Source organism: Streptomyces sp. NBC_00358 (assembly GCF_036099295.1).
In the GTDB taxonomy this organism is placed as follows: domain Bacteria; phylum Actinomycetota; class Actinomycetes; order Streptomycetales; family Streptomycetaceae; genus Streptomyces.
Window position 1 is genome coordinate 129,675 of record NZ_CP107976.1, and the last position, 18,661, is coordinate 148,335.

An 18,661-nucleotide genomic window follows, 5' to 3' on the forward strand; every position below is an offset into this window, starting at 1 on the left:
CAGGCACAGGTGTCGGCGATCCGCTGTGCTCTCCGCGCGAGCGGAGGCGAACCGCTTTCGGCCAGGTCTGGCCGGGGCGACCAGGAGTGCTCTCCGCGCGAGCGAAGGTGAACCGGCGGATGGCAGTGGCGGCGACGCCCTGACGTTGTGCATCCGGAAAGTGAGCCAGAACCCGAGTTTCGGCGTCACTCAGGTGCTTGCTCGGGCAGCATCGGGGGTGCTCCTGCTGAAGCGCACTGCCCAATGCTGAGGTACACGTGATGGTGTGCGCTGTCGGCGGGCTACGACACCGAATCCGGCGGCCCCGGCGGCACGTGTCAGGCGGTCGAGGTGATTGCTCGGGTGACGGCCGTGATCGCCGGGGTTGGGCGGCCGGGGAGTCGCGCCACGAGAACCCGGCGGATCTCGGGAGGTGCGCCTTCGACGTGCAGCAGGCTCACCCCGGGCGGCAGCACTGGCGAGAGCCGGGAGGGCACCGTTGTCACCCCAAAGCCACCGGCGACCAGCTGAAGCTTCGTCAGCCAGTCGCGCGCGCAGTGGACGATGTGCGGCCGACCGGGCAGGCCGGGCCAGACGCCGAGCAGTGGCTCGGCGTTCGACGCCGGGGTGGCGATCCACGGGAGGTCGACCAGTTCGTCGACATGCGCCGAGGTGCGGCCTGCGAGGTCTCCGGTCGAAGGCGCCGCCACGACCAGTTCGGTGTCCGCGACGGTCTCGACGTGCAGGCGCGGCGACTCGCCGTCCGAGGGGCGGTGGGGTGGGCGGGACGTCAGTACGGCGAGGTCGATCGAGCCCGCGCGCAGTGCCCGGACAAGGGCGGGCGTGGTGCCCTCGGTAGTCGTGACCGTGATCTGCGGGTCGGTCGCCGCGAGGCGGGCGAGCGCGGGAGGCAGGATGGCCGCGCCCGCGCTCAGGAAGAGTCCGAGCCGCACCCGTTCGGTCCGCGGGACTATGCCGGTGAGGTCGCGCTCGGCCGCTGTCAGGCAGTCCAGGATCGTGCGGGCGTGACGCAGCAGAGTCAGACCCGCGGGGGTGAGCCGCACTCCGTCGGGGCGGCGTTCGAACAGGGCGGTGCCCGCGCTTCGTTCGAGGGAGGCGGCCTGGCGTGAGACCGCCGACTGGGTGTAGCCGAGCCGGGCGGCTGCTGCGGTGAAGCTGCCGGACTCGGCGATCTGCTGCAGGACCCGCAGGCCTGTGCTGGAAATGTCCATGCGGCATACGCATACCACGGATGCTTGATCGTCGCTTCCCGCATGTCTGCCTGACTCCTAGTGTCGATCGCGACGAACACGGAGGTCATCACGTGCGAGCAGCAGTTCTGACGCAGTTCGGTGCCCCGCTCACGGTGCGGGAGGTGCCCGACCCCGAGGCCGGCGGCGGCGAGGTGGTGGTCGAGGTGCTCGCCACCTGTGTGGCCCCGTACGCGGCCGAGGTCTTCGGCGGCGAGCGGAACTACCCCCTGGTCCCTCCCGTCGTGCCCGGGATCGGCGGCGTGGGCCGGGTCGTTCACGCGGGCCCGGACGCCACCCGGCTGCGCCCCGGCGACCTGGTGTGGTGCGACTGCACGGTGCGCTCGCGGGACGACGCCCTGACACCCGACATCACGCTCCAGGGCTGGAGCTCCCGCGGCGAGGGCGGCGCGCGGCTCGCCCGGTACCTGCACGACGGATCGTTCGCCGAGCTCATGCGGGTCCCGACGGAGAACGCCTTCCCGCTGCCCGCGGCCGCGGGGGGCGACCCGTCCCGCTGGGCCGCGCTCGGCGTGCACGTCATCCCGTACGGCGGGCTGCTGGCCGGCGGGCTCGCAGCCGGTGAGACGCTGCTCGTCAGCGGGGCCACCGGCAACCTCGGCAGCAGTGCGGTCGCGGTCGCGCTCGCCATGGGGGCGGGCCGCGTGGTCGCTCCAGGCCGCAACCGGGCCGCGCTCGACCTCCTCGCCGACCGGTTCGGCCCGCGTGTGCGCCCGGTCCCGCTGACCGGGGACGAGGCCGGCGACCGCTCGGCGATGTCCGCGGCGGGCGACGGCCCGATCGACATGATGATCGACCTGCTACCGCCGAGCGCACCCAGCTCGGCGGCGCGCACGGCGGCCATGACCGTGCGCGAGTACGGCCGAGTCGTTCTCATGGGCGGCGTCGGCATGCTCGGTGGCGACGACCTCGCACTCCCGTACCCGTGGATCATGCGCAACTCGATCACCGTGCACGGCCAGTGGATGTACCCGCGTACAGCGAACGTCGGCATCATCCGGCTCCTCGCCTCGGGCACCCTGGACCTCGCCTCCGAACGGGTCCGGTCGTTCGGCCTCAGCGCCGTCAACGACGCTGTCACACACGCCGCCGCGCATGGCGGCCCGTTCGACCGCACCGCCCTCACCCCACCGGCTCGCTGACAAGACCGACTGATCTCCACGTGTCAGCGCCACAACCCACCGCCTCACAAGCACAGGCCGGTCCCACCGCTGGAGGTGTAGGGCTTCCCTGCTCCGCAAGGGGTCTGCGGTGGAGGTGCTTTCGTGCGGCGCTTCAGCCGGAAGCCCGCCCGGCTGGAGCGCCGGGGCAGACCCCCGGCGGGGCTTCTCCGGGTCCGATCCGGGTCCGGAAGGACGGTGAAACCCCGTGAACCAAGACCGCACCGCGGCCCCGGACCGAGGCACGGATCAGATCCGGACGCCGAACTGGAAGGGCATGTCGGCCATCGACTCGTTGCGGACGAACGCGCCGGTGTGCGGGGCGTGCAGCACTTGGCCGTTGCCGGCGTAGAGGCCGACGTGGTGCTGGTCGCCGTAGAAGATGACCAGGTCGCCGACCTGTAGGTCGCTCTGCGAGTAGATGCGGGTGCCCGCGTTGGCCTGGGCCTGCGAGGTGCGCGGAATGGTCACGTCGGCCTGGGCGTAGGCCCAGGAGGTGAGGCCTGAGCAGTCGAAGGTGCTGGGGCCGGAGTGGGCGTACGCGTACGGTGATCCGATCACGCTCTGGGCGGCGGCGAACGCGGCGGCGGCGCGTCCCGAGGCGGCCTTGGTGGTGCCGAGGTCGACCCGCTCGTCGGCGCGGGTGGCCCGCTGCTGGTCCTGGGTGGCCAGCGCCGCCTTCTCCTGCGCCGTCAGCGTGTTCAGGAGCCTCTGCGCCGTGCCCAGCTTGCTCTGGACTTCCTTCTTCTTGCTCGCGAGCTCGGTCCGGGTGTCGGCGAGGTCCTTGAGCTTCGCGGAAGCCTCGGAGCGCTGCTGGGCGAGCGAACGCTGCTTCTCCTGGACCTTCTTGAGCGACTCGGCCTGCTGAGCGGTCAGCTGGTCCATGGCCGAGGCCTTGTCCAGGAAGTCGTCCGGGTTCGAGGAGAGGAAGAGCGCCACGGAGGGGTCGATGCCGCCGGTGCGGTACTGGGCGCTGGCCATCGAACCGAGGCCGTCACGCAGCTCGTTGAGCTCTTCCTGGCCGCGGGCGACGTTGTCCTGCAGGGAGTTGATCTCCTTCTGCAGTTCCTTCTGCTTCTCCTGGGCGCCGTCGAGCTTCTCCGTGGCCTGCTCGGCCTCCTGGTAGAGCTTGTCGACCTTGGTCTTGACCTCGTCCTTGTCGGGCTTCTCGGACGGCGCGGCATTGGCGACGTTGACACTGAGGGCAACGGCGGCAGCAGCGGCTGTGGTGAGCACGGTCACACGGGTGCGGCTCGGCTGCTTGGGTCGACGGTGGGACGCCACGAAAGCGAGCTCCTTCTTCTTTCGGCCGCCTGCCGAATACGCCGACGAGCGGTGATCCTTTACCGTCACCCCAGCGAGTGAACAACCGAGCAAAGGTTCGGGTGGCGACTGTAGTGACTCAGTCTTCATTAGAGCAAGTGGCCTTTTAATGCCGGATGTTGAGTGACGGAGACGAGTGACGGCTCCCTTCAGGGTGTTGCCGGTGAGATGGCAGGTGTTGATTTGGATTCGACCGGTCAAGGCGACACTCTCGGCTGATGTGCGAAATCCCGGGCACTCGCGCGGCCGGTTGTTGAGCTTCGTCGCGATGGCGTCAAGCTCGTCCAGGCCGAACGTCGACAGGTTTGTTCCTTTGGGCAGATGCTGCCGGAGCAGCCTCTCGATCGGTCGGGCGTCGGTGATCTGTGAACGCCACTGGCCTTTCACCGTGTGGCGCTTGTTCTTCCGGATCGGGCGCCCGGTTCGAACGCGCCTGCACAGTTCGCGGGGGACCACCTGTCAGCGGGTGGTGTGGATCGTCCGGTGGATCGTCTCGTGGGTGATCTGCGTCCGCGGGTCGTCCCCGTGATGCAGACGCAGGTGCCCGACGATCAGTTCGGGCGACCACTCCTCCGGCAGCAGGGGCAGCGCCGTCCGCCTCCAACCGGCACCGTCGCTCTGGCCGGTTGGATCCGAGTCCGTCAAAGCGGATCTGGTTCAGCGGGAACCTTTGGCCGGTTGCCGGACACGTATAGGGCATGGAACTGAATGACGCTGGTCCCGCCGTACAGGTCGGAGGGATATCTGATCGAGAACTGTGGGCGAGGGCCGTCGACGGCGACCGGGAGGCGTTCGGTCGGATCTTCGACCGTCACGGGAAGACCGTCTACAACCACCTGTTCCGGCGGACGGCCGACTGGTCCGAGGCCGAAGACCTCACGTCGACCGTGTTCTTGCATGCCTGGCGTCGGCGATCGGAGACGGCGCTGGACCGCGACTCGGCCCTGCCGTGGTTGCTGGGCATCGCCGACCGCCTGCTGTCGAACACCAGGCGGCGGCTGAGGCGGGCCGAGGCGTTGCTGCGCCGGCTCGTCTCGCACGACGAGTCGGTGGGCGACCACGCGGACCGCGTCGCCGTCCTGGTCGACGACGCGCGTCGTATGTCGGAGATCCACCGGGCGCTGGCTCGGCTGCCGCGCCACGAACGCGAGGTCATCGAGCTCTGCGTCTGGTCGGGCCTGGATCAGCAGGCGGCTGCGGCAGCGCTGGAGGTGGCGGTCGGGACCGTGAAGTCCAGACTGCACCGGGCGCGGCGGAGGCTGGGGGCCGACCTCGTCGGCAGATCCACGGTTCCGGCGTCATTCAGTTCGAGGAGTCCCGTCAACGCGGAAGAGGTCGCACGATGAATGACATGCCGGGCATTCCCGCGGCTCCTTCCGATCGTGATCTGCCGAACCACCGGCGGACCCGAGAGGAGCTACTGATGAAGATCGATCCAGAGGACAACCGTGCCCCGCTGCGACGCAGGTGGGCAGTGCCGCTGGGTGTTGCCACCGGCGTCGCGGCGGTGAGCGTCACGGCCGTGGCCGTCTTCAGCGGGGTAGGGGATGCCAAGCCGCTTCTCGCCGGTCCTGCCGGAAACCCGACGAGCGTCGCCGCACCACCGAGTCCGATCACAACACGTGGCTCCACGTCGGCCGGAGCCGGGTCGACACCGTCATCGACTCGCACGGCTTCCACCCCGGACGCGTTCGCCGTCACCAGCGGGACGACGAGCCCGATCGACGCGGGGACCGTCGCCAAGATCCTGGCCTCCTGCCTGGGCTCGGATGCCTCGAACTACCACGCGGTGGTCGCGGCCCGCGCTCCCATCGCCTCGCGGGACGGGGACGGTGTGGTCGTCGCCGTCAACTCCGCCGATCAGTACGTGCAATGCCAATCGAAGGGCGACAAGGGCAACAGCCAGGATTCCCCGCCCACGTTCATCAACAATCGCCTGTGGGGCACCGGTCGTACGATCGAGTATTTCGACTCCATTAGCGAGGCCACCGGCAAGGGGCGATATCTCATGTTGGGCGCCGGGCATTACACATCCAACATTGCCAAGGTCGCCATCAGCTACGGCGATAATCCGAAGCAGTACCCGGCTGTCATGGCAGGCGGCGCGTTCGTCTACGCGGCGGCTCTCTCCGTCGACAACCCCGGCTCGCACTATGCGGGCCCGAGCCCCTACGTCCATGCCTACAACGCATCCGGTGAGGAAATCTACAACCAGGAGAAGGACCCGCAGTTCACCAACAACCGGTGAATCGGCCATTCGGTCGACCTTATTGCTGCCCGGCGAAGCCGAAGGACTACGCGCCTGTCTCGCCGGCGCTGAGGATGAGCTCGCCCAGATCGACAGGCGTTCCCGCAAGTAGACGGTCGTCGGTCTCGGTATGCCTACGGCCTGGAGCGAAGATCGTCGAGTGCCGTGCAGATCGGGCGGGCGCCGGCGCTCTCGGCAGCAACTGGCGCGAGCTGCCTATCGAGCGGATCCACGGACTACGGCGTAACAAGAACCTGACAGCCCATCTGGAGAGGCTTCTCAGCCACCTGCAGTCCGGCTACGACGGCTGCTCACCGCTGTCGAAGACGGCGGCGACAGGCCTGCCGACCGATGCCGCGTACCACCACCGCCCCGGCCGAAAGCACCGGAGCGGGTCACCGGACCGGTTCCCGGACCACTGCCGACCTCGCCTTCCTCGCCTACGCGATGAAGGCCCCGGCCCACCCGCCCGGCGGTCAGCCGGTGGGCAGGCGGGGAAGCGGCAGACGAGGGGGCGCCGACGGCCTCGGCAGGGTTGCAGGTGGGGGCAACTGATCATGGGAAAGCCGAGATCGCCGTGTGACACGGCGCCTGCCTTGCCGGTGAAGGGTGCACGTGCACGGACGGTCGATGGCGGACAAGGGAGGGCGGACGCCGGTAGAAGCGTGGCGATGCAGCACGCGCTCTCACCATCGCGCACCAGGCACTCCGGCCAGGAGCCCTGAGAGGACAGTTCGTGACTCTTTGAGCAGTTATGTCGCCGTGTCCGCCCGCATCGAGGACGGAGTACTGTTCGAGACCGTCCTGGTCGAGAACTCCCCGGATTGGCAGACGACATGGTGAGGGTCGAAGAGCTGGAGGCCGCGCTTCCTTCGATGACACGGTGGCGTGTGCCAGGCGGACGCGGCATGGACTGGGCCGCCCTCGAGGCGGGCCTCGGCACGGCGGTGCCCTCGGACTTCCGCTCTCTGGCGGAGGCGTACCCGGTGCTTGTCATCGATGATTTCCTCATGGTGTCCCTTCCGGCTCCCGGCGCCGAGGCGCCATGGGCGTCCGCGTCCAGGGACGACGAGATCCTTCAGGATCTGTACGAGATGGGCGACACCGAGGACTACGTCCCTTACCCGCAGCCGGGGGGCCTGATCTCCTGGGCGTCGTCCAATTCGGGGGACACTGTCTACTGGAGGACGAGCCCTGCGGATCCGGAGGCATGGCCGGTGGTCGTCCGCACGGACAACGCCGACTGGATCGAGTTCCCAGTCGGTGCCGTCGAGTTCCTGGCCGGCGTGTACGGGCGCACCATCGACGTACCGGGCATGCCCGGGAACTTCCCCAGCGACGACCCGAAGGTGCTGGGCCTGAGCGACCGCATCGACTGATCGGCAACTCAGAGGGCGCTATGTGAAGTTGGCGCCTGTGTTGCCCTTTCGTTTGAGGCGATCAGCCAGGCCGCAGGTTCGCTGGGCGGCTATGGCCGCGGCTGGGTGAACGAGCCCTGCTCGGTCTCGACCAGGATTCCCCGTTCGACCAACCACTTGAGCTTCAGACGGACGCTGTTGATGTTGTTGGGCTCGATCTCCACGTCCATCGCCTCGCACACCGCTCGCGCCCGCAGCGGGGCGTCGGGTGTGGCGAACACTGCCATGATCTGGTGGTAAGCGGGATGGTCCGGGAGCTTCGCGGGTCGGCGGCGCGGGCGGCCGCGGATCGGGCAGCTCGAGCAGCGTCTTGCGGGTGATCCGGATCTCCTCGGTGACCCTGCCGAGCCCGTCCAGCAGCGCGGTCAGCTCGGCGATCTTCTCCCGGGCCGTCTCGGCCTGCGCGGCGATCTCCCGCTCCCGCTCCGCCAGGCGCGCCAGCACCGCCCCCAAGGTCAGATCTCCGCCGGTCATGCGCCGCGCCAGGTGGGGGCGGAGGTCCCGGTCAGCATCCTCGACATGCGGTCGCTTATGGCCCAGTACACCCTCGACTCGGCCGAGGTGGGCCGATACTCGTAGTCACGTACCAGCCTGCGGTGCAGCATCAAGATCCCGTTCGCCTGCTCCACCACCCATCTCTTGGGCTGCGGGACGAACCCGGTGTCGCCGGGATTGCGCTTCACGACTTCGACCTCGATGCCAGCTTCGCCCCGTGGTCGGCGACGGCGTTCTTGAACCCCTGGTCCACCAGGGCCTTCTTCACGGTGCCCGGCTCGGTTCTGGCCGCCACCCTGTCGAGCAGAGCGATGCCGGCGGCGTTGTCGTGGACGGAGGCGGCCAGTACCACCACCGCGATCAACAGGCCCAGCACGTCGACGGCCAGTCCGCGCTTGCGGCCGGGCACCTTCTTGTTCGCGTCCCGTCCGGTGGTTTTGGCCGGGACTCCGGCGGCGGCGTGCAGGCTCTGGGTGTCGAGCACCACCAGGCTGGGGTCGGCTAATCGGCCCTTCTTCTCCCGGACCTGCCAGCGTAGAAGGTCGTGGATGGTCTGGTCGGTGCCGTCGTCGCGCCGCTTGTAGAAGTAGTACTTCACGGCGCCGGCGGGAGGCAGGTCGTGGGGGAGGTAGTCCCACTGGCATCCGGTGCGGGACTGGTACAGCAGGGCGTTGACGATCTCCCGCATGTCGTAGTTGCCCCGGTGGCCGCTGACGGAGCGGTGTCGGGCCTTCCGGGCGCTGATTACGGGCTCGATCAGGGCCCAGCGCTCGTCGGATAAGTCGCTCTTGCAGGACTGGCGGTCGCTCACGGGAGACACTCCAGCACGGCCGAGTTCGCTGGTCAGCGTGGACGCTGCGGCCCCACACGTTCCAGCTACGACAGATGCGACATCAAGTCGCATACCGCCCTCTCAGAGGTCCGGGAAGCGGGTGGCGGGGTGCGCGCCGAGGCGGTCCGCGAGTCGAGCTGAGGAACGAGGTCCTCAGTGCTGAGTACTGCGGTTTGAAGTCGAGGGGCGCCGGGTGGAGAGCGGCGGCGCCCTGGTAGGGGCGGATGTAGCGGGCGGTGGTCGTGAAGGAGACCTGCCGGGTCGCGGGCCTGACGGTCCAGATCGCGTTCGTGGGCGTCGGATCCAGGCCGTCGGGCCGCGACCTTCGAGGGGCATTGGTGTGCCCCGGTTCGTTCAGCTCAGGCGCCACTGCTGGTTGGCGCCGCCATTGCAGTTCCACAGCTCCAGCTGCGTGCCGTTGACGTTGCCGGCCGGCTGGTCGCCGCCGGTGACGTCGAGGCACAGGCCGGACTGGACGCCGGTGATCGTGCCGTCGGCGTTCAGGCGCCACTGCTGGTTCGTGCCGCCGTTGCAGGTCCACAGCTCGGCCTTGGTGCCCGCGGTGGTCGCGGCGCCTGTGGCATCCAGGCACTGCGTGCCCCCATAGAGCCGCAGTTCACCGGCCGCGGTCAGGGTGGCCTTCTGGTTGGCGCCGCCGTTGCAGTCCCAGATCTCGATCTTCGTGCCGGGCGCGGTCTGGTTGTCGAACGCCTCGAGGCAGCGGCCGGAGGAAGCACCGACGAGGGCGTGCGTGCTGCCGGTGCTGGTGGCCGAGCCGGTGGACACCCGGAACAGGACCGTGCCGTGGCCGGGCACCGTGGCCGAGATCGCCCCGCTGGTGGTGGTCTTCACATGCGACCACAGGTTGTCCAGGCTGTAGCCGTTGGACGAGGCGGGCAGACCGACCGCCGACGCGGTCGTGGAGATGGTGGCCGCGGCGGAGTTCTCGTTGAACAACGCCACCGACACGTCCCCGCCGGCCAGCGGCTTGGCCAGTACGTCCAGGCCTCCAGCGGAGGATACCTGCACCCCCTGCTTGCCGAGCGCGTCCTGGTCGACCGCGACGACGTCCCGGTCCCCGAGGATGGACGCTGTGGCGGCAGTGGAGTTGGGCAGGTCGTTGCCCGTGATCAGCGGGGCCGCCATCTCGGCCCAGAGACTGAACTCGCTGCGGTCCTCGGTGAACGACATGCCGCCGTTGCCGACCTCCAGCATGTCGGGATCATTCCAGCCACCGGGGCCGGCGTACTGCGCCAGCTTGACGTTGGCGTGAAAGATCGACAGCAGGGAGCCGTAGCTGTCGTTGATGTCGCCGGTGGTGCGCCACATGTTGCCCACGCCCGCGCCCCACGTCCACACGTTGTCCACGCCCCACTCGCACAGGCTGAACACAATGGCGCGGCCGCTGCCGGCCAGGGCGTCGCGCATGGTGGTGTCGCGCCGCTGGGCCGAGGTCCCGTCGTCGTTGCAGTTGTCGTACTTGAGCAGGTCCACGCCCCAGGAGGCGAAGCTGTTCGCGTCGGTCTGCTCGTGGCCGAGGCTGCCGGGGTAGCCGGCGCAGGTCTTCGTGCCCGCGCTCTCGTAGATGCCCAGCTTCAGGCCCTTGCCGTGCACGTACGCAGCGGTGCCGCTGATGCCGTCCGGGAACTTGACGGGGTCCGGCACGAGGCGGCCGGCGGAGTCGCGGCTGCCGGCCATCCAGCAGTCGTCGATGTCGACGTAGGTGTAGCCGGCCGCGGCCAGCCCGGAGGAGACCAGGTAGTCGGCGACGGATTCGACCTTCTGCTCGGTGACGTTGCATCCGAACTTGTTCCAGCTGTTCCAGCCCATCGGCGGGGTCAGGGCCAGCCCATTGGGTAACGCGCCGGCCTCTGGTGCGGCGCCCATGACCCAGGCGGCTGACACCGCGAACAGGGCCAGGACGGTGCCGACCGCGGTACCGGTGCGTCTACGGGCGGGGTTACGGCGGCTGCCGGTGCGGGCCGGGACGTACTCAGGGTGGAGTACGCGGCGTGTCCGGAGTGTGCGGGCCATGTGGAGCGTGCGGGGCATGCGGAGGCGCACGTTGTCCTTCTTTCGGATGGGGGGCTACCCGATGGGCACTCAGCCTCGCGGACAGACTTGAGTGACTCCGTGTCAGGTGGAGGAACAGCCGAAGGGGATGACAAAGACGCATGATGGGTAAGGGTGGAAAGTTTTGGATTCTGTGCGAATGCCGGGGCATACCGTCGCAGTCCACACAGGCCCCGTCAAGGGTGTACACAGCAACCGGAGCGAAACTCTGGTGCCGGTGTTCATCGGCGTCGTCGTCGACCAGGCCGTGAGCAGCGGGGACAGCAGTCGGCTCCTGCTGTGGCCGGTCGTCCTCACCGTCCTCCATATCTGCCTGTCATGGAGTTCCCGGCTGGGCGCCCGGACCGGCGAACACCGCGCGCCGCAAGGCGAACACTGCGCGCCGCGCAGACCGCTCACGACCGCACCCCGGCCGTCGGCAGGGAACTCGATTCTCCGGCCGGAGCGGAGCAGGGACGGCTGCGCGGCGCGCTCGCGTACGTCCTCCCCCACCGGCTCATCCGGGCACCGATCGCGCCGGTCAGGGACCGCCTGAACACCCACGTCTCCCACGCCGTACGCGAGGTGATTACCGAGCCTGCATGGCTCACGGTATTCCTGCCGCCTGCCCACTCGCCCGACCTCAACCCCGCCGAGCGGGTCTGAGCTCACGTCAAGCGCAGCCTGACCAACCTCGCCGTCGTCGCCCTCGACCGACTCAAGGCCCTCGTCCGCAACCGGCTCAAGCGCCTGCAAGACCGGCCTGACACCCTCGACGCCCCCCATAGACGACACCGCCCTGAAGGCGTGGGCGGGTCGGCGGCCAGCTTCCGGTCCCAGCATGGCGCGGCGCCCGGTGCCCGGGGTGGCGGGTGCCCAGCGGACGGTACAACCTCAACCTCGCCGGACAGACCGGCAGCCGGGTCGGCGCCGATCACCTCCACACCCAGTCAGAGATCATTTACGGCCAAGCTTTAGTTGGAGGGCGTCTCACGTGGCAAGTTTCGCGAGCTTCTTGTAGCAGGTCAGAGCAGCGGCCAGGCCGAGGAGGGCGAGGAAGTGCGAGCCCTTTCGTTCGTATCGGATGGTCAGGCGGCGGTGGCCGAAGAGCCAAGCGATCGACCGCTCGATCTTCCAGCGGTGCCGACCAAGGCGTTCGCCGGACTCGATGCCTGGCCGCGCGATGCGCGCGACGAGTCCACGTTCGCGCAGCCATCTGAGGGGGTCGGCGGAGAAGTACGCCTTAACCGCACGGAGTTTGACGGGTCGGCGCCGCCTTGGTCCCCGGCGGGACCGGACGGCGGGGCTGCCGAGGATGTGCGGCTTGAGGGCGAGACTGCCGTGCATGTTCGCACCTGACACGGCGAGGGCGAGCGGGATGCCCTGGGCCTCGGACAGCACGTGCAGCTTGCTGCCCTTCTTGCCGCGATCGACCGGATTCGGCCCCGTCAGCGATCCCCCTTTTTGGCGCGAACGGAAGCCGCGTCGACGATCCCCGGGATCCAGTCCACCTCGCCCCGGACCCCGAGTTCGTCCAGCACCGCCCGATGCAGCCGACGCCACAGGCCGACCTCGGTCCATGCCGTGAGGCGGCGATGCGCGGTGGCGGAGGACGTGCCGAACGTCGGCGGCAGATGCCTCCAGGCACAGCCGCTGGTCAGCACGTACACCACTGCGGTGAACACGGCCCGCTCGGCACGCGGAGCAGTCCCGGCGCCTTGCGGTCGAGCCGCGAACGACGGCAAGAGCGGGACGCCCAGCTCCCAGGGCTCATCAGGAACCAGACGCTTCGACAGATCAGAACTCACGGCCGGCAGCATGCCGCTCGAACATCAAGTCACGCGGGACAGCCCCCTACGCCCTGACTGATGAGGCCGATCTGGCGGCCTGCTCGATCTTCGCGCAGTAGGCGGTGCGGGCGTCCTCATCGATCTGCATCTCGTGTTCGGGACGCATCCCGGTTCGGCCGTCCACCCCTTCGCGCAGAATGTCGGCGTGCCCCGCATGCCGGTTTGTCTCGCCGAGGACGTGGACCAGGATGGCGAACAGGTTCGTGTTGGTATAAGGCTCCGGCCACCACGGCACGTGGCCGGGGGCATCGAGGGCAAGCTCGTCGATCGTTGCGTCTGAGTGTTCCCACGTGCGCCGGTAGGACTCGATGATCTGATCGCGCGCCTCGTCCTCAGCCGCCCACAGATCGCTGCCGTCGTGGTCCTGCCACCGGGGCAGCGGTTCCGGGGACGGCCGGTCGAAGACCTCGCCGAAGTACCTGGCCTCGACGCCGGCCACGTGTTTGACCAGGCCCAGGAGGTTGGTCCCGGTCACGGTCAAAGGTCGGCGGGCGTCGTATTCGGACAGGCCGTCGAGTTTCCAGAGCAGCGCCTTGCGGTCCCGCCGCAGTCTCCCGTGCAGGTTGCCCTTCGCGAATTCATCGATCATGCGGCATGAGCCTGCCATGGGATACTCGTGGCCTCAAGATCCCGTACGTGGACCGCGAGGACCGGCAGAGCCGAAGCCTGGCCATGGCCACCGCCCTGAGCTGCTCAAGAAGCTCGCGGAACCTGCCACGTGAGACAGCCTCCTAGCTCAATCTTCAACGTCCGTCGTCGAACAGCGGGTCGAACTTGATCACTCGGCCGGGCGGTCCCGGGGTTGCCGTGGTCCGGCTGGCGCTTCTTCATTCCATCCCTTGTTCTTCGCAGGGGATCCCGGCCTTCAGGCCGGGCGGGAATGCGATCCTTGGCCTGGAGGCGCGAAGTGCCGGAGATCACTACGCTTGTGGGGTGACGGTCATCCCGGGCGCTTCTGGTTCTCGATGTAGTCCTTGACGATGCTCAGCGGTGCGCCGCCGCAGGACCCCACGAAGTAGGACGGGGACCAGAACACCGAGCCGGTCCCGATCCGGTTGATCCGGCCGGTGTACTCCGCGCGCAGGTAGCGGGAGCTGACGCCTTTGAGGCTGTTGACGAGCTTGGACAGGGCGATCTTCGGCGGGTAGTGCACGAGCAGGTGGACGTGATCGCCTTCGCCGTTGAACTCCCGCAGTTGCGCGCCGAAGCTCTCGCACACATCGCGCATGATCTCCTCGCAGCGCGTCAGCATCTCGCCGTCGAAGATCTCCCGCCGGTACTTCGTGACGAACACCAAATGTGCGTGGAGGTTGAAAACGACATGATTTCCTCGTCGGACATCGGGATCCGGTTCCCACCGCGGTGACATACGCCAAGTGTAGAATCAACGGTAGTCGACCGGAGGGGGGTGGGCTGGATGATCCGTGCGTACAAATTCCTGCTGCGGCCCACCGTCCGCCAAGGTCAGGCGCTCGCCGAGATGCTGCGCGACCACTGCTCCCTCTACAACGCGGCGTTGCAGGAACGCCGTGACGCCTGGCGGCACGTCTCGAGGAGCACCGTCAGGTACGGGATGCAGTCCGCGCAACTGAAGGAGATCCGGGCGTTCGACCCGGAGCGTCAGGGCCGCTGGTCGTTCTCCTCGCAGCAGGCCACCTTGCGCCGCCTGGACAAGGCGATGCAGGCGTTCTTCCGCCGCGTCAAGGCTGGACAGACGCCCGGTTACCCGCGCTTTCGCGGGGTGAGCTGGTTCGACACGGTGGACTTCCCCAGGGACGGGGACGGCTGCCGCTGGGACCCCACTCCGCATGACCCGGTCACCCGGGTCCGCCTCCAGGGCGTCGGGCAGGTGAAGGTCCACCAGCACCGCCCGGTGTCCGGCAGGGTCAAAACCGTCTCCGTCAAGCGTGAGGGCCGTAAGTGGTTCGTCGTCCTGACTGTCGAGCAGGAACAGCCAAGGCCACTGCCCGCGACCGGCAGCGTGGTCGGGATCGACCTGGGCATCGCGAACTTCCTCGCCGACTCGGGCGGCGCCTTCGTACCCAACCCGCGCCACGGCCGCCGCGCGGCCGCCAAGCTCCAAGCCGCACAGCAGGCCCTGTCCCGGTTCCCCCGCCGCAAGGCCAAAGACCGCACCGCCAACCACCGGCGCGCCGTGGAGAAAGTTGCCCAGCTCCACGGCAAGGTCCGCCGCCAACGGCTGGACCACGCGCACAAGACCGCCCTCCACCTGGTCCGCACACACGACGTCATCGCGCACGAAGACCTCAAGATCCGCAACATGAGCAGGGCCCCCGCATCGAAACCCGACCCCGACCAGACAGGCGCGTTCCTGCCCAACGGGGCAGCCGCCAAGGCCGGACTCAACAAGTCGATCAACGATGCCGGTTGGGGGGTGTTCCTGACGATCCTGCACGCCAAGGCTGAAAGCGCCGGACGAGAAGTGATCGCCGTCGACCCCCGCAACACCTCCCGCACCTGCCCCCACTGCGGGCACACCGCCAAGGAGAACCGGCCCACACAGGAAACGTTCCACTGCATCGCCTGCGGACACATTGCGCACGCCGACACAGTGGCAGCACTCAACGTTCTACGGGCCGGGCTGGTCCGTCGCAACGCCAACCTGGCATAGCGAGAAGCCCCCGACTTCAGCCGGGAGAGGAGTCACGTGACCCGCTATTGCACAGCTGTGACAGCTGACGCACGGCTTCGACATGCTCTGCCGGAAGACTTCTCTCATCGCGAAGGGGCGGCATGCCGAACGGACCGGTTCAGATCCCGCATAAACGGTGGTCCGCTCCCGCGAGACTTCAGTCGCAGCGTCATCCATAGTCCTGGGGGAACCTCGATGTCCGCTCGTACCCGTCGGAGCACCGCAACCGGCCTCACCGTCGGCGCCGCGGCGCTGCTCACGCTGAGCGGCGCGGCCGCCACCGCGATGGCCGCTCCGTCCTCCAGCGGCGATGCCAGGGGCAGCGCCGCGATGGTCGCCGCCGCCGCGTCCGCCCACACGCTCACCGTGCCCAGGGGCCTGACCGTCAGCGACGGCACCCGCCAGGTCCTGGTCAACGGCAGGTCGATCGACTTCGGCACCATCGTCCGTGACCTGGCCTGGAATCCCAGCGGTACCAAGGCCGCCTTCATCGACGGTCACGGCAACCTGGACGTCGCCAACGCCGACGGCACCCACCGGGTGACCGTCGCAGCCAACCCCGGTGGGCAGACCTGGTCGCACCCCACCTGGCAGGTCACCGCGGTCGACAGGTCGAATCAGATCCCGGCGAAGAACAACCTCCTGTTCACCGCCAAGATCCACGGCAGCACCGTGCTGGAGGGTGTCAAGGCCACCAGCGACCATGGCAGGCCAGCCCGGATCAGCCTGAACGGTGAAGCGGGCAGCGGCAACCTTCCGCAGACGGGCAACGCCTGGCCCAACGTCGGCGGGAAGTACGGGACTTCCGTCTACGAGAACACCCACACTGGCGAGGTCTACATCCGCGACGACTACATCCGTCAGCAGGGCAGCGCGCTGACCAAGGGTTCCGAGCCCGCGCTCTCCCCCGACAACGAGGAGGTCGTATTCGTCCGCTCCGTCCACGGGCACGACCACCTCTTCGTCGAGGACTTCGGCGGCTCCACCAACGTCGTCAAGGACGTCACCCCCAACGCCACCACCGACTACACCGAGCCCACCTGGTCGCCCGACGGCAAGACCATCGCCTTCCGTGCCCCCACCGGTACGTACACCATCACGAAGACCGCCCACGGCTTCGGCAAGCCCGTCAAGGCATCCAGCCACACCGGCTTGCCCGCCTACCGCGGCTGACTGCCGCCCAACCGGCCGCCGGAGCGGGCGAGTTCGGCCTGAAGCTCCGGCAGGTGCTGGTCGGCCGTGTCATGCGGCAGGTGCTCGACCACATCGAGAAAACGGAACAGGACCTGGGCCTTGGTGACGGCGAACTCGTAGTCGCCGTACCCGACCACGGCACCCATGTCCCCACGAACAGTGCCCCGGACGACATGCGCGGTCATGTCGTCCGGGCTCTGTGCCGTCAACCCCCGCCGCGCGTTGGGGCGCGCCAGATACGGGCAGACCATCGAGGCGTAGAGCATGCACGCGCGGTGCCCCGGAGCCTCCAGGGTCGCCGCCATGTTGCGGTACGGCCGCCCGGCAGCGAGCGCCTCGCGGATCGCGGCACTCTCCGCGGCGCCGACCACCCGCCACACCGGTCCTCTGGGCATCAGGGTGTTGCAGACCGAGCACAGCCGCTGCCGCGCACACTCGACGCTGCGCCCGTAGTCCGTGAGCGCGAACTGGGGCTCGTCGCCCTCCCAGGGGGTGATGGCGGGCACGGGATAGCCGCGGCCGTCACGAGGTCTGGCCTCGACGGTCGCCGGCATGGGAACGGAATCAAATCGCACACCCCATGTTGAACCACACCACCGCCCCACCGCGACCATCCGCCGGAACTGACCTCGCCGGAGGAAACACGACGAGGCCGGCATGACCGTCTCGGTCGAGGCCGGCGCTGCAGTGCCGCTTCGATGGCGAGATGAGGACGGCCCATGGGCCGAGACCGAAGGCTCCGACGCCTGCTCGCGCCCGGGCACGAGCAGGCCTCCTGGGTCGCACTGCCGTACGGATGTCCGTGCGGGTCGAACGTACCGTGACGGACCGGCCACGACGGTCACGACCCGGCGATCAGAGGGCGGGATCACACCGAGTGGGCCGCCCGGCGGTACATGATCACGACTCCGAACCACTGAGGGGGAACATCATGCTGACCAGATTCCGGGGCGCAGTCGCTGCGGCCGTCATGGCAGGTGCACTGCTGACACCCGTGGCCGTGGCCACCGATGCCGCCGCTGTGTCGTGTGCCCGGCACACCACGGGCGTCTGCAAGGCGAACTCGCCCCATCCGCGCGGGGCGACAGCGAAATGCAAGGACGGCACCTACTCCTACAGCGCCCACTTCCAGGGCACCTGCTCCCATCACCGAGGCGTCAAGTACTGGTACCGGTAAGCAGACAGGCGAACGCCTCTGCCCCGCTCTGCCGCAGGCGGACGCGTCGCCAGCTCTCGCGTTCACTCCTTTTTGTGCCCGCCCCGGTGGGCGCCTGAGATACGACGCAGGTCGGTGGCACACCGGCGTGATCGCCGGTGTCATGCCTAAGCCTTGTCGCGTAACTGCTGGTCACGGAGAGATGATTGTGTTGTGGCTGGTGTGATCACGGCGTCGGAGTCATCCTGGATCGCCCCGTTCGCCGGGCTGGGTCCGCGTCAGTTCGGCAAGCTGATCACCGCGTTGCGTCGCGAGGGTGCGGATCCCGTGCGCAAGGGCCGGCCGTGGGGCCTGCTGCTGGAGGGCCGGGTGCTGCTGGTCGCCGCGTACTGGCGGACCAACCTCACCTTGCGCCAACTGGCGCTGCTGTTGGGGGTGTCGAAGTCGGCGGGCCGACCGGATCGTCGACCACCTCGGCCAGGCGTTGGCTCTGCAGCCCGGCAAACGGTTCCGCAAGGACACCGTGCTGATCGTGGACGGCACCTTGGTCCCCACCCGTGACCATCAGGTTGCCGAGCAGTCGAAGAGCTACCGGTACTCGACCAACCACCAGGTCGTCATCGACGCCGACACCCGGGCTGGTCGTTGGGGTCGGCCGGCCGCTGCCGGGCAAACGCAACGACTGCAAGGCATGGGAGCTGTCCGGAGCGAAAGCTGCCGTCGTCCGCACGACGGTGATCGCCGATGGTGGTTCCTGCGGTACCGGCCTGCTCATTCCGCCGCGAACGCGGCCAGGCGGAACTGCCGATCTGGAAGGAGGAACACAATCGCTCGCACCGCAAGGTCCGCGCCCGCGTCGAGCACTCCTTCGCCCGCATGAAGACCTGGAAGATCCTCCGCGACTGCCGCCTCAAAGGCGACGGCGTCCACCACCCCGGCATGCTCGGCATCGCCCGCCTGCACAACCTCACCCTCGCCGGATGACAAAGCAGACGGCCAGGTCAGCAGGCATACCCGAAGTCATTTACGG

Annotated in this window: 17 protein-coding genes and 2 pseudogenes; 9 read left to right on the top strand and 10 right to left on the bottom strand. The window is 68.5% G+C overall.

The genetic code is table 11. The annotated features are described in order from the left end of the window. Positions 1-317: 317 nt before the first annotated feature. A complete protein-coding gene (locus tag OHT01_RS00640) occupies positions 318-1,211 on the bottom strand; it encodes a LysR family transcriptional regulator (protein WP_328551106.1) in 894 nt (297 codons plus the stop codon). Positions 1,212-1,303: 92 nt separating this feature from the next. Here OHT01_RS00640 and OHT01_RS00645 point away from each other — a divergent pair, with 92 nt between their 5' ends. Then, positions 1,304-2,392, top strand: a complete 1,089-nt coding sequence (locus tag OHT01_RS00645; protein ID WP_328551107.1) for a zinc-binding alcohol dehydrogenase family protein — start codon at positions 1,304-1,306, stop codon at positions 2,390-2,392. A gap of 267 nt (positions 2,393-2,659) precedes the next feature. Here the strand turns inward: OHT01_RS00645 and OHT01_RS00650 are convergent, their stop codons facing one another. Both OHT01_RS00650 and OHT01_RS00655 read right to left on the bottom strand, forming a co-directional pair. Then, a complete protein-coding gene (locus OHT01_RS00650) occupies positions 2,660-3,694 on the bottom strand; it encodes a C40 family peptidase (protein ID WP_328557985.1) in 1,035 nt (344 codons plus the stop codon). A 498-nt stretch (positions 3,695-4,192) separates the two neighbouring features. Further along, positions 4,193-4,378: a hypothetical protein gene (locus tag OHT01_RS00655; protein ID WP_328551108.1), complete on the bottom strand. Its 186-nt coding sequence runs from the start codon at positions 4,376-4,378 to the stop codon at positions 4,193-4,195. Positions 4,379-4,431: 53 nt separating this feature from the next. On the opposite strand from OHT01_RS00655, the gene OHT01_RS00660 reads away from it, so the two are divergent. The 3 genes from OHT01_RS00660 to OHT01_RS00670 all read left to right on the top strand — a co-directional run bounded on the left by OHT01_RS00660 (position 4,432) and on the right by OHT01_RS00670 (position 7,360). Continuing rightward, positions 4,432-5,079, top strand: coding sequence for an RNA polymerase sigma factor (locus OHT01_RS00660; protein WP_328551109.1), 648 nt, complete (start codon positions 4,432-4,434; stop codon positions 5,077-5,079). A gap of 77 nt (positions 5,080-5,156) precedes the next feature. Continuing rightward, the gene (locus OHT01_RS00665; RefSeq protein WP_328551110.1) at positions 5,157-5,981 is read left to right on the top strand and encodes a hypothetical protein; all 825 of its coding nucleotides are present in this window, start codon (positions 5,157-5,159) and stop codon (positions 5,979-5,981) included. A gap of 908 nt (positions 5,982-6,889) precedes the next feature. Continuing rightward, positions 6,890-7,360: a hypothetical protein gene (locus OHT01_RS00670; RefSeq protein ID WP_328551111.1), complete on the top strand. Its 471-nt coding sequence runs from the start codon at positions 6,890-6,892 to the stop codon at positions 7,358-7,360. 89 nt (positions 7,361-7,449) lie between these two features. Here the strand turns inward: OHT01_RS00670 and OHT01_RS00675 are convergent, their stop codons facing one another. The 3 genes and pseudogenes from OHT01_RS00675 to OHT01_RS00685 form a co-directional block, all read right to left on the bottom strand. Beyond that, positions 7,450-7,626 (bottom strand): hypothetical protein, encoded by a 177-nt coding sequence (locus OHT01_RS00675; protein WP_328551112.1) that lies wholly within the window; start codon positions 7,624-7,626, stop codon positions 7,450-7,452. Positions 7,627-7,869: 243 nt separating this feature from the next. Then, a pseudogene (locus OHT01_RS00680) lies at positions 7,870-8,705 on the bottom strand (IS5 family transposase). Between the two features lie 375 nt (positions 8,706-9,080). Further along, positions 9,081-10,778, bottom strand: a complete 1,698-nt coding sequence (locus tag OHT01_RS00685; protein WP_328551113.1) for a glycoside hydrolase family 27 protein — start codon at positions 10,776-10,778, stop codon at positions 9,081-9,083. A 339-nt stretch (positions 10,779-11,117) separates the two neighbouring features. Here OHT01_RS00685 and OHT01_RS00690 point away from each other — a divergent pair, with 339 nt between their 5' ends. Then, a complete protein-coding gene (locus OHT01_RS00690; protein ID WP_328551114.1) occupies positions 11,118-11,444 on the top strand; it encodes a hypothetical protein in 327 nt (108 codons plus the stop codon). A 324-nt stretch (positions 11,445-11,768) separates the two neighbouring features. On the opposite strand, the gene OHT01_RS00695 is transcribed toward OHT01_RS00690, so the two are convergent. From OHT01_RS00695 to tnpA, 3 genes are all read right to left on the bottom strand, one after another. Further along, positions 11,769-12,586 (bottom strand): IS5 family transposase gene (locus tag OHT01_RS00695; protein ID WP_443043505.1). Its coding sequence is split into 2 segments (ribosomal slippage): positions 11,769-12,229 and positions 12,229-12,586, totalling 819 coding nucleotides; the frame shifts between segments, so codons are not numbered across the junction. 46 nt (positions 12,587-12,632) lie between these two features. Next, complete coding sequence (locus OHT01_RS00700; protein ID WP_328551115.1) at positions 12,633-13,217, bottom strand: DinB family protein; 585 nt, start codon at positions 13,215-13,217, stop codon at positions 12,633-12,635. A 351-nt stretch (positions 13,218-13,568) separates the two neighbouring features. Continuing rightward, entirely contained in the window at positions 13,569-13,997 is a 429-nt protein-coding gene (gene tnpA, locus OHT01_RS00705; RefSeq protein ID WP_328551116.1) for an IS200/IS605 family transposase, read from the bottom strand. A gap of 48 nt (positions 13,998-14,045) precedes the next feature. Between tnpA and OHT01_RS00710 the strand changes: the two genes are divergently transcribed. Beyond that, on the top strand, positions 14,046-15,260 hold the full coding sequence (locus tag OHT01_RS00710; RefSeq protein WP_328551117.1) for an RNA-guided endonuclease InsQ/TnpB family protein: 1,215 nt from the start codon (positions 14,046-14,048) through the stop codon (positions 15,258-15,260). Between the two features lie 216 nt (positions 15,261-15,476). Further along, entirely contained in the window at positions 15,477-16,454 is a 978-nt protein-coding gene (locus OHT01_RS00715; protein WP_328551118.1) for a TolB family protein, read from the top strand. Here OHT01_RS00715 and OHT01_RS00720 read toward each other — a convergent pair. After that, positions 16,442-17,029: a hypothetical protein gene (locus OHT01_RS00720; protein WP_328551119.1), complete on the bottom strand. Its 588-nt coding sequence runs from the start codon at positions 17,027-17,029 to the stop codon at positions 16,442-16,444. The genes OHT01_RS00715 and OHT01_RS00720 overlap by 13 nt on opposite strands. Positions 17,030-17,406: 377 nt before the next feature. Between OHT01_RS00720 and OHT01_RS00725 the strand changes: the two genes are divergently transcribed. Then, the gene (locus tag OHT01_RS00725; protein ID WP_328551120.1) at positions 17,407-17,652 is read left to right on the top strand and encodes a DUF3761 domain-containing protein; all 246 of its coding nucleotides are present in this window, start codon (positions 17,407-17,409) and stop codon (positions 17,650-17,652) included. 192 nt (positions 17,653-17,844) lie between these two features. Continuing rightward, positions 17,845-18,615 (top strand): annotated as a pseudogene (locus OHT01_RS00730) (transposase). The last annotated feature ends 46 nt before the right edge of the window (positions 18,616-18,661 follow it).

Coding starts and splice junctions, on each gene's coding strand:
- OHT01_RS00640 (WP_328551106.1), bottom strand. CDS start 1,211: ATGGACATTTCCAGCACAGGCCTGCGGGTCCTGCAGCAGATCGCCGAG.
- OHT01_RS00660 (WP_328551109.1), top strand. CDS start 4,432: ATGGAACTGAATGACGCTGGTCCCGCCGTACAGGTCGGAGGGATATCT.
- OHT01_RS00665 (WP_328551110.1), top strand. CDS start 5,157: ATGAAGATCGATCCAGAGGACAACCGTGCCCCGCTGCGACGCAGGTGG.
- OHT01_RS00670 (WP_328551111.1), top strand. CDS start 6,890: ATGGACTGGGCCGCCCTCGAGGCGGGCCTCGGCACGGCGGTGCCCTCG.
- OHT01_RS00675 (WP_328551112.1), bottom strand. CDS start 7,626: ATGGCAGTGTTCGCCACACCCGACGCCCCGCTGCGGGCGCGAGCGGTG.
- OHT01_RS00685 (WP_328551113.1), bottom strand. CDS start 10,778: ATGCCCCGCACGCTCCACATGGCCCGCACACTCCGGACACGCCGCGTA.
- OHT01_RS00690 (WP_328551114.1), top strand. CDS start 11,118: ATGGAGTTCCCGGCTGGGCGCCCGGACCGGCGAACACCGCGCGCCGCA.
- OHT01_RS00700 (WP_328551115.1), bottom strand. CDS start 13,217: ATGATCGATGAATTCGCGAAGGGCAACCTGCACGGGAGACTGCGGCGG.
- tnpA (WP_328551116.1), bottom strand. CDS start 13,997: ATGTCACCGCGGTGGGAACCGGATCCCGATGTCCGACGAGGAAATCAT.
- OHT01_RS00710 (WP_328551117.1), top strand. CDS start 14,046: ATGATCCGTGCGTACAAATTCCTGCTGCGGCCCACCGTCCGCCAAGGT.
- OHT01_RS00715 (WP_328551118.1), top strand. CDS start 15,477: ATGTCCGCTCGTACCCGTCGGAGCACCGCAACCGGCCTCACCGTCGGC.
- OHT01_RS00720 (WP_328551119.1), bottom strand. CDS start 17,029: ATGCCGGCGACCGTCGAGGCCAGACCTCGTGACGGCCGCGGCTATCCC.
- OHT01_RS00725 (WP_328551120.1), top strand. CDS start 17,407: ATGCTGACCAGATTCCGGGGCGCAGTCGCTGCGGCCGTCATGGCAGGT.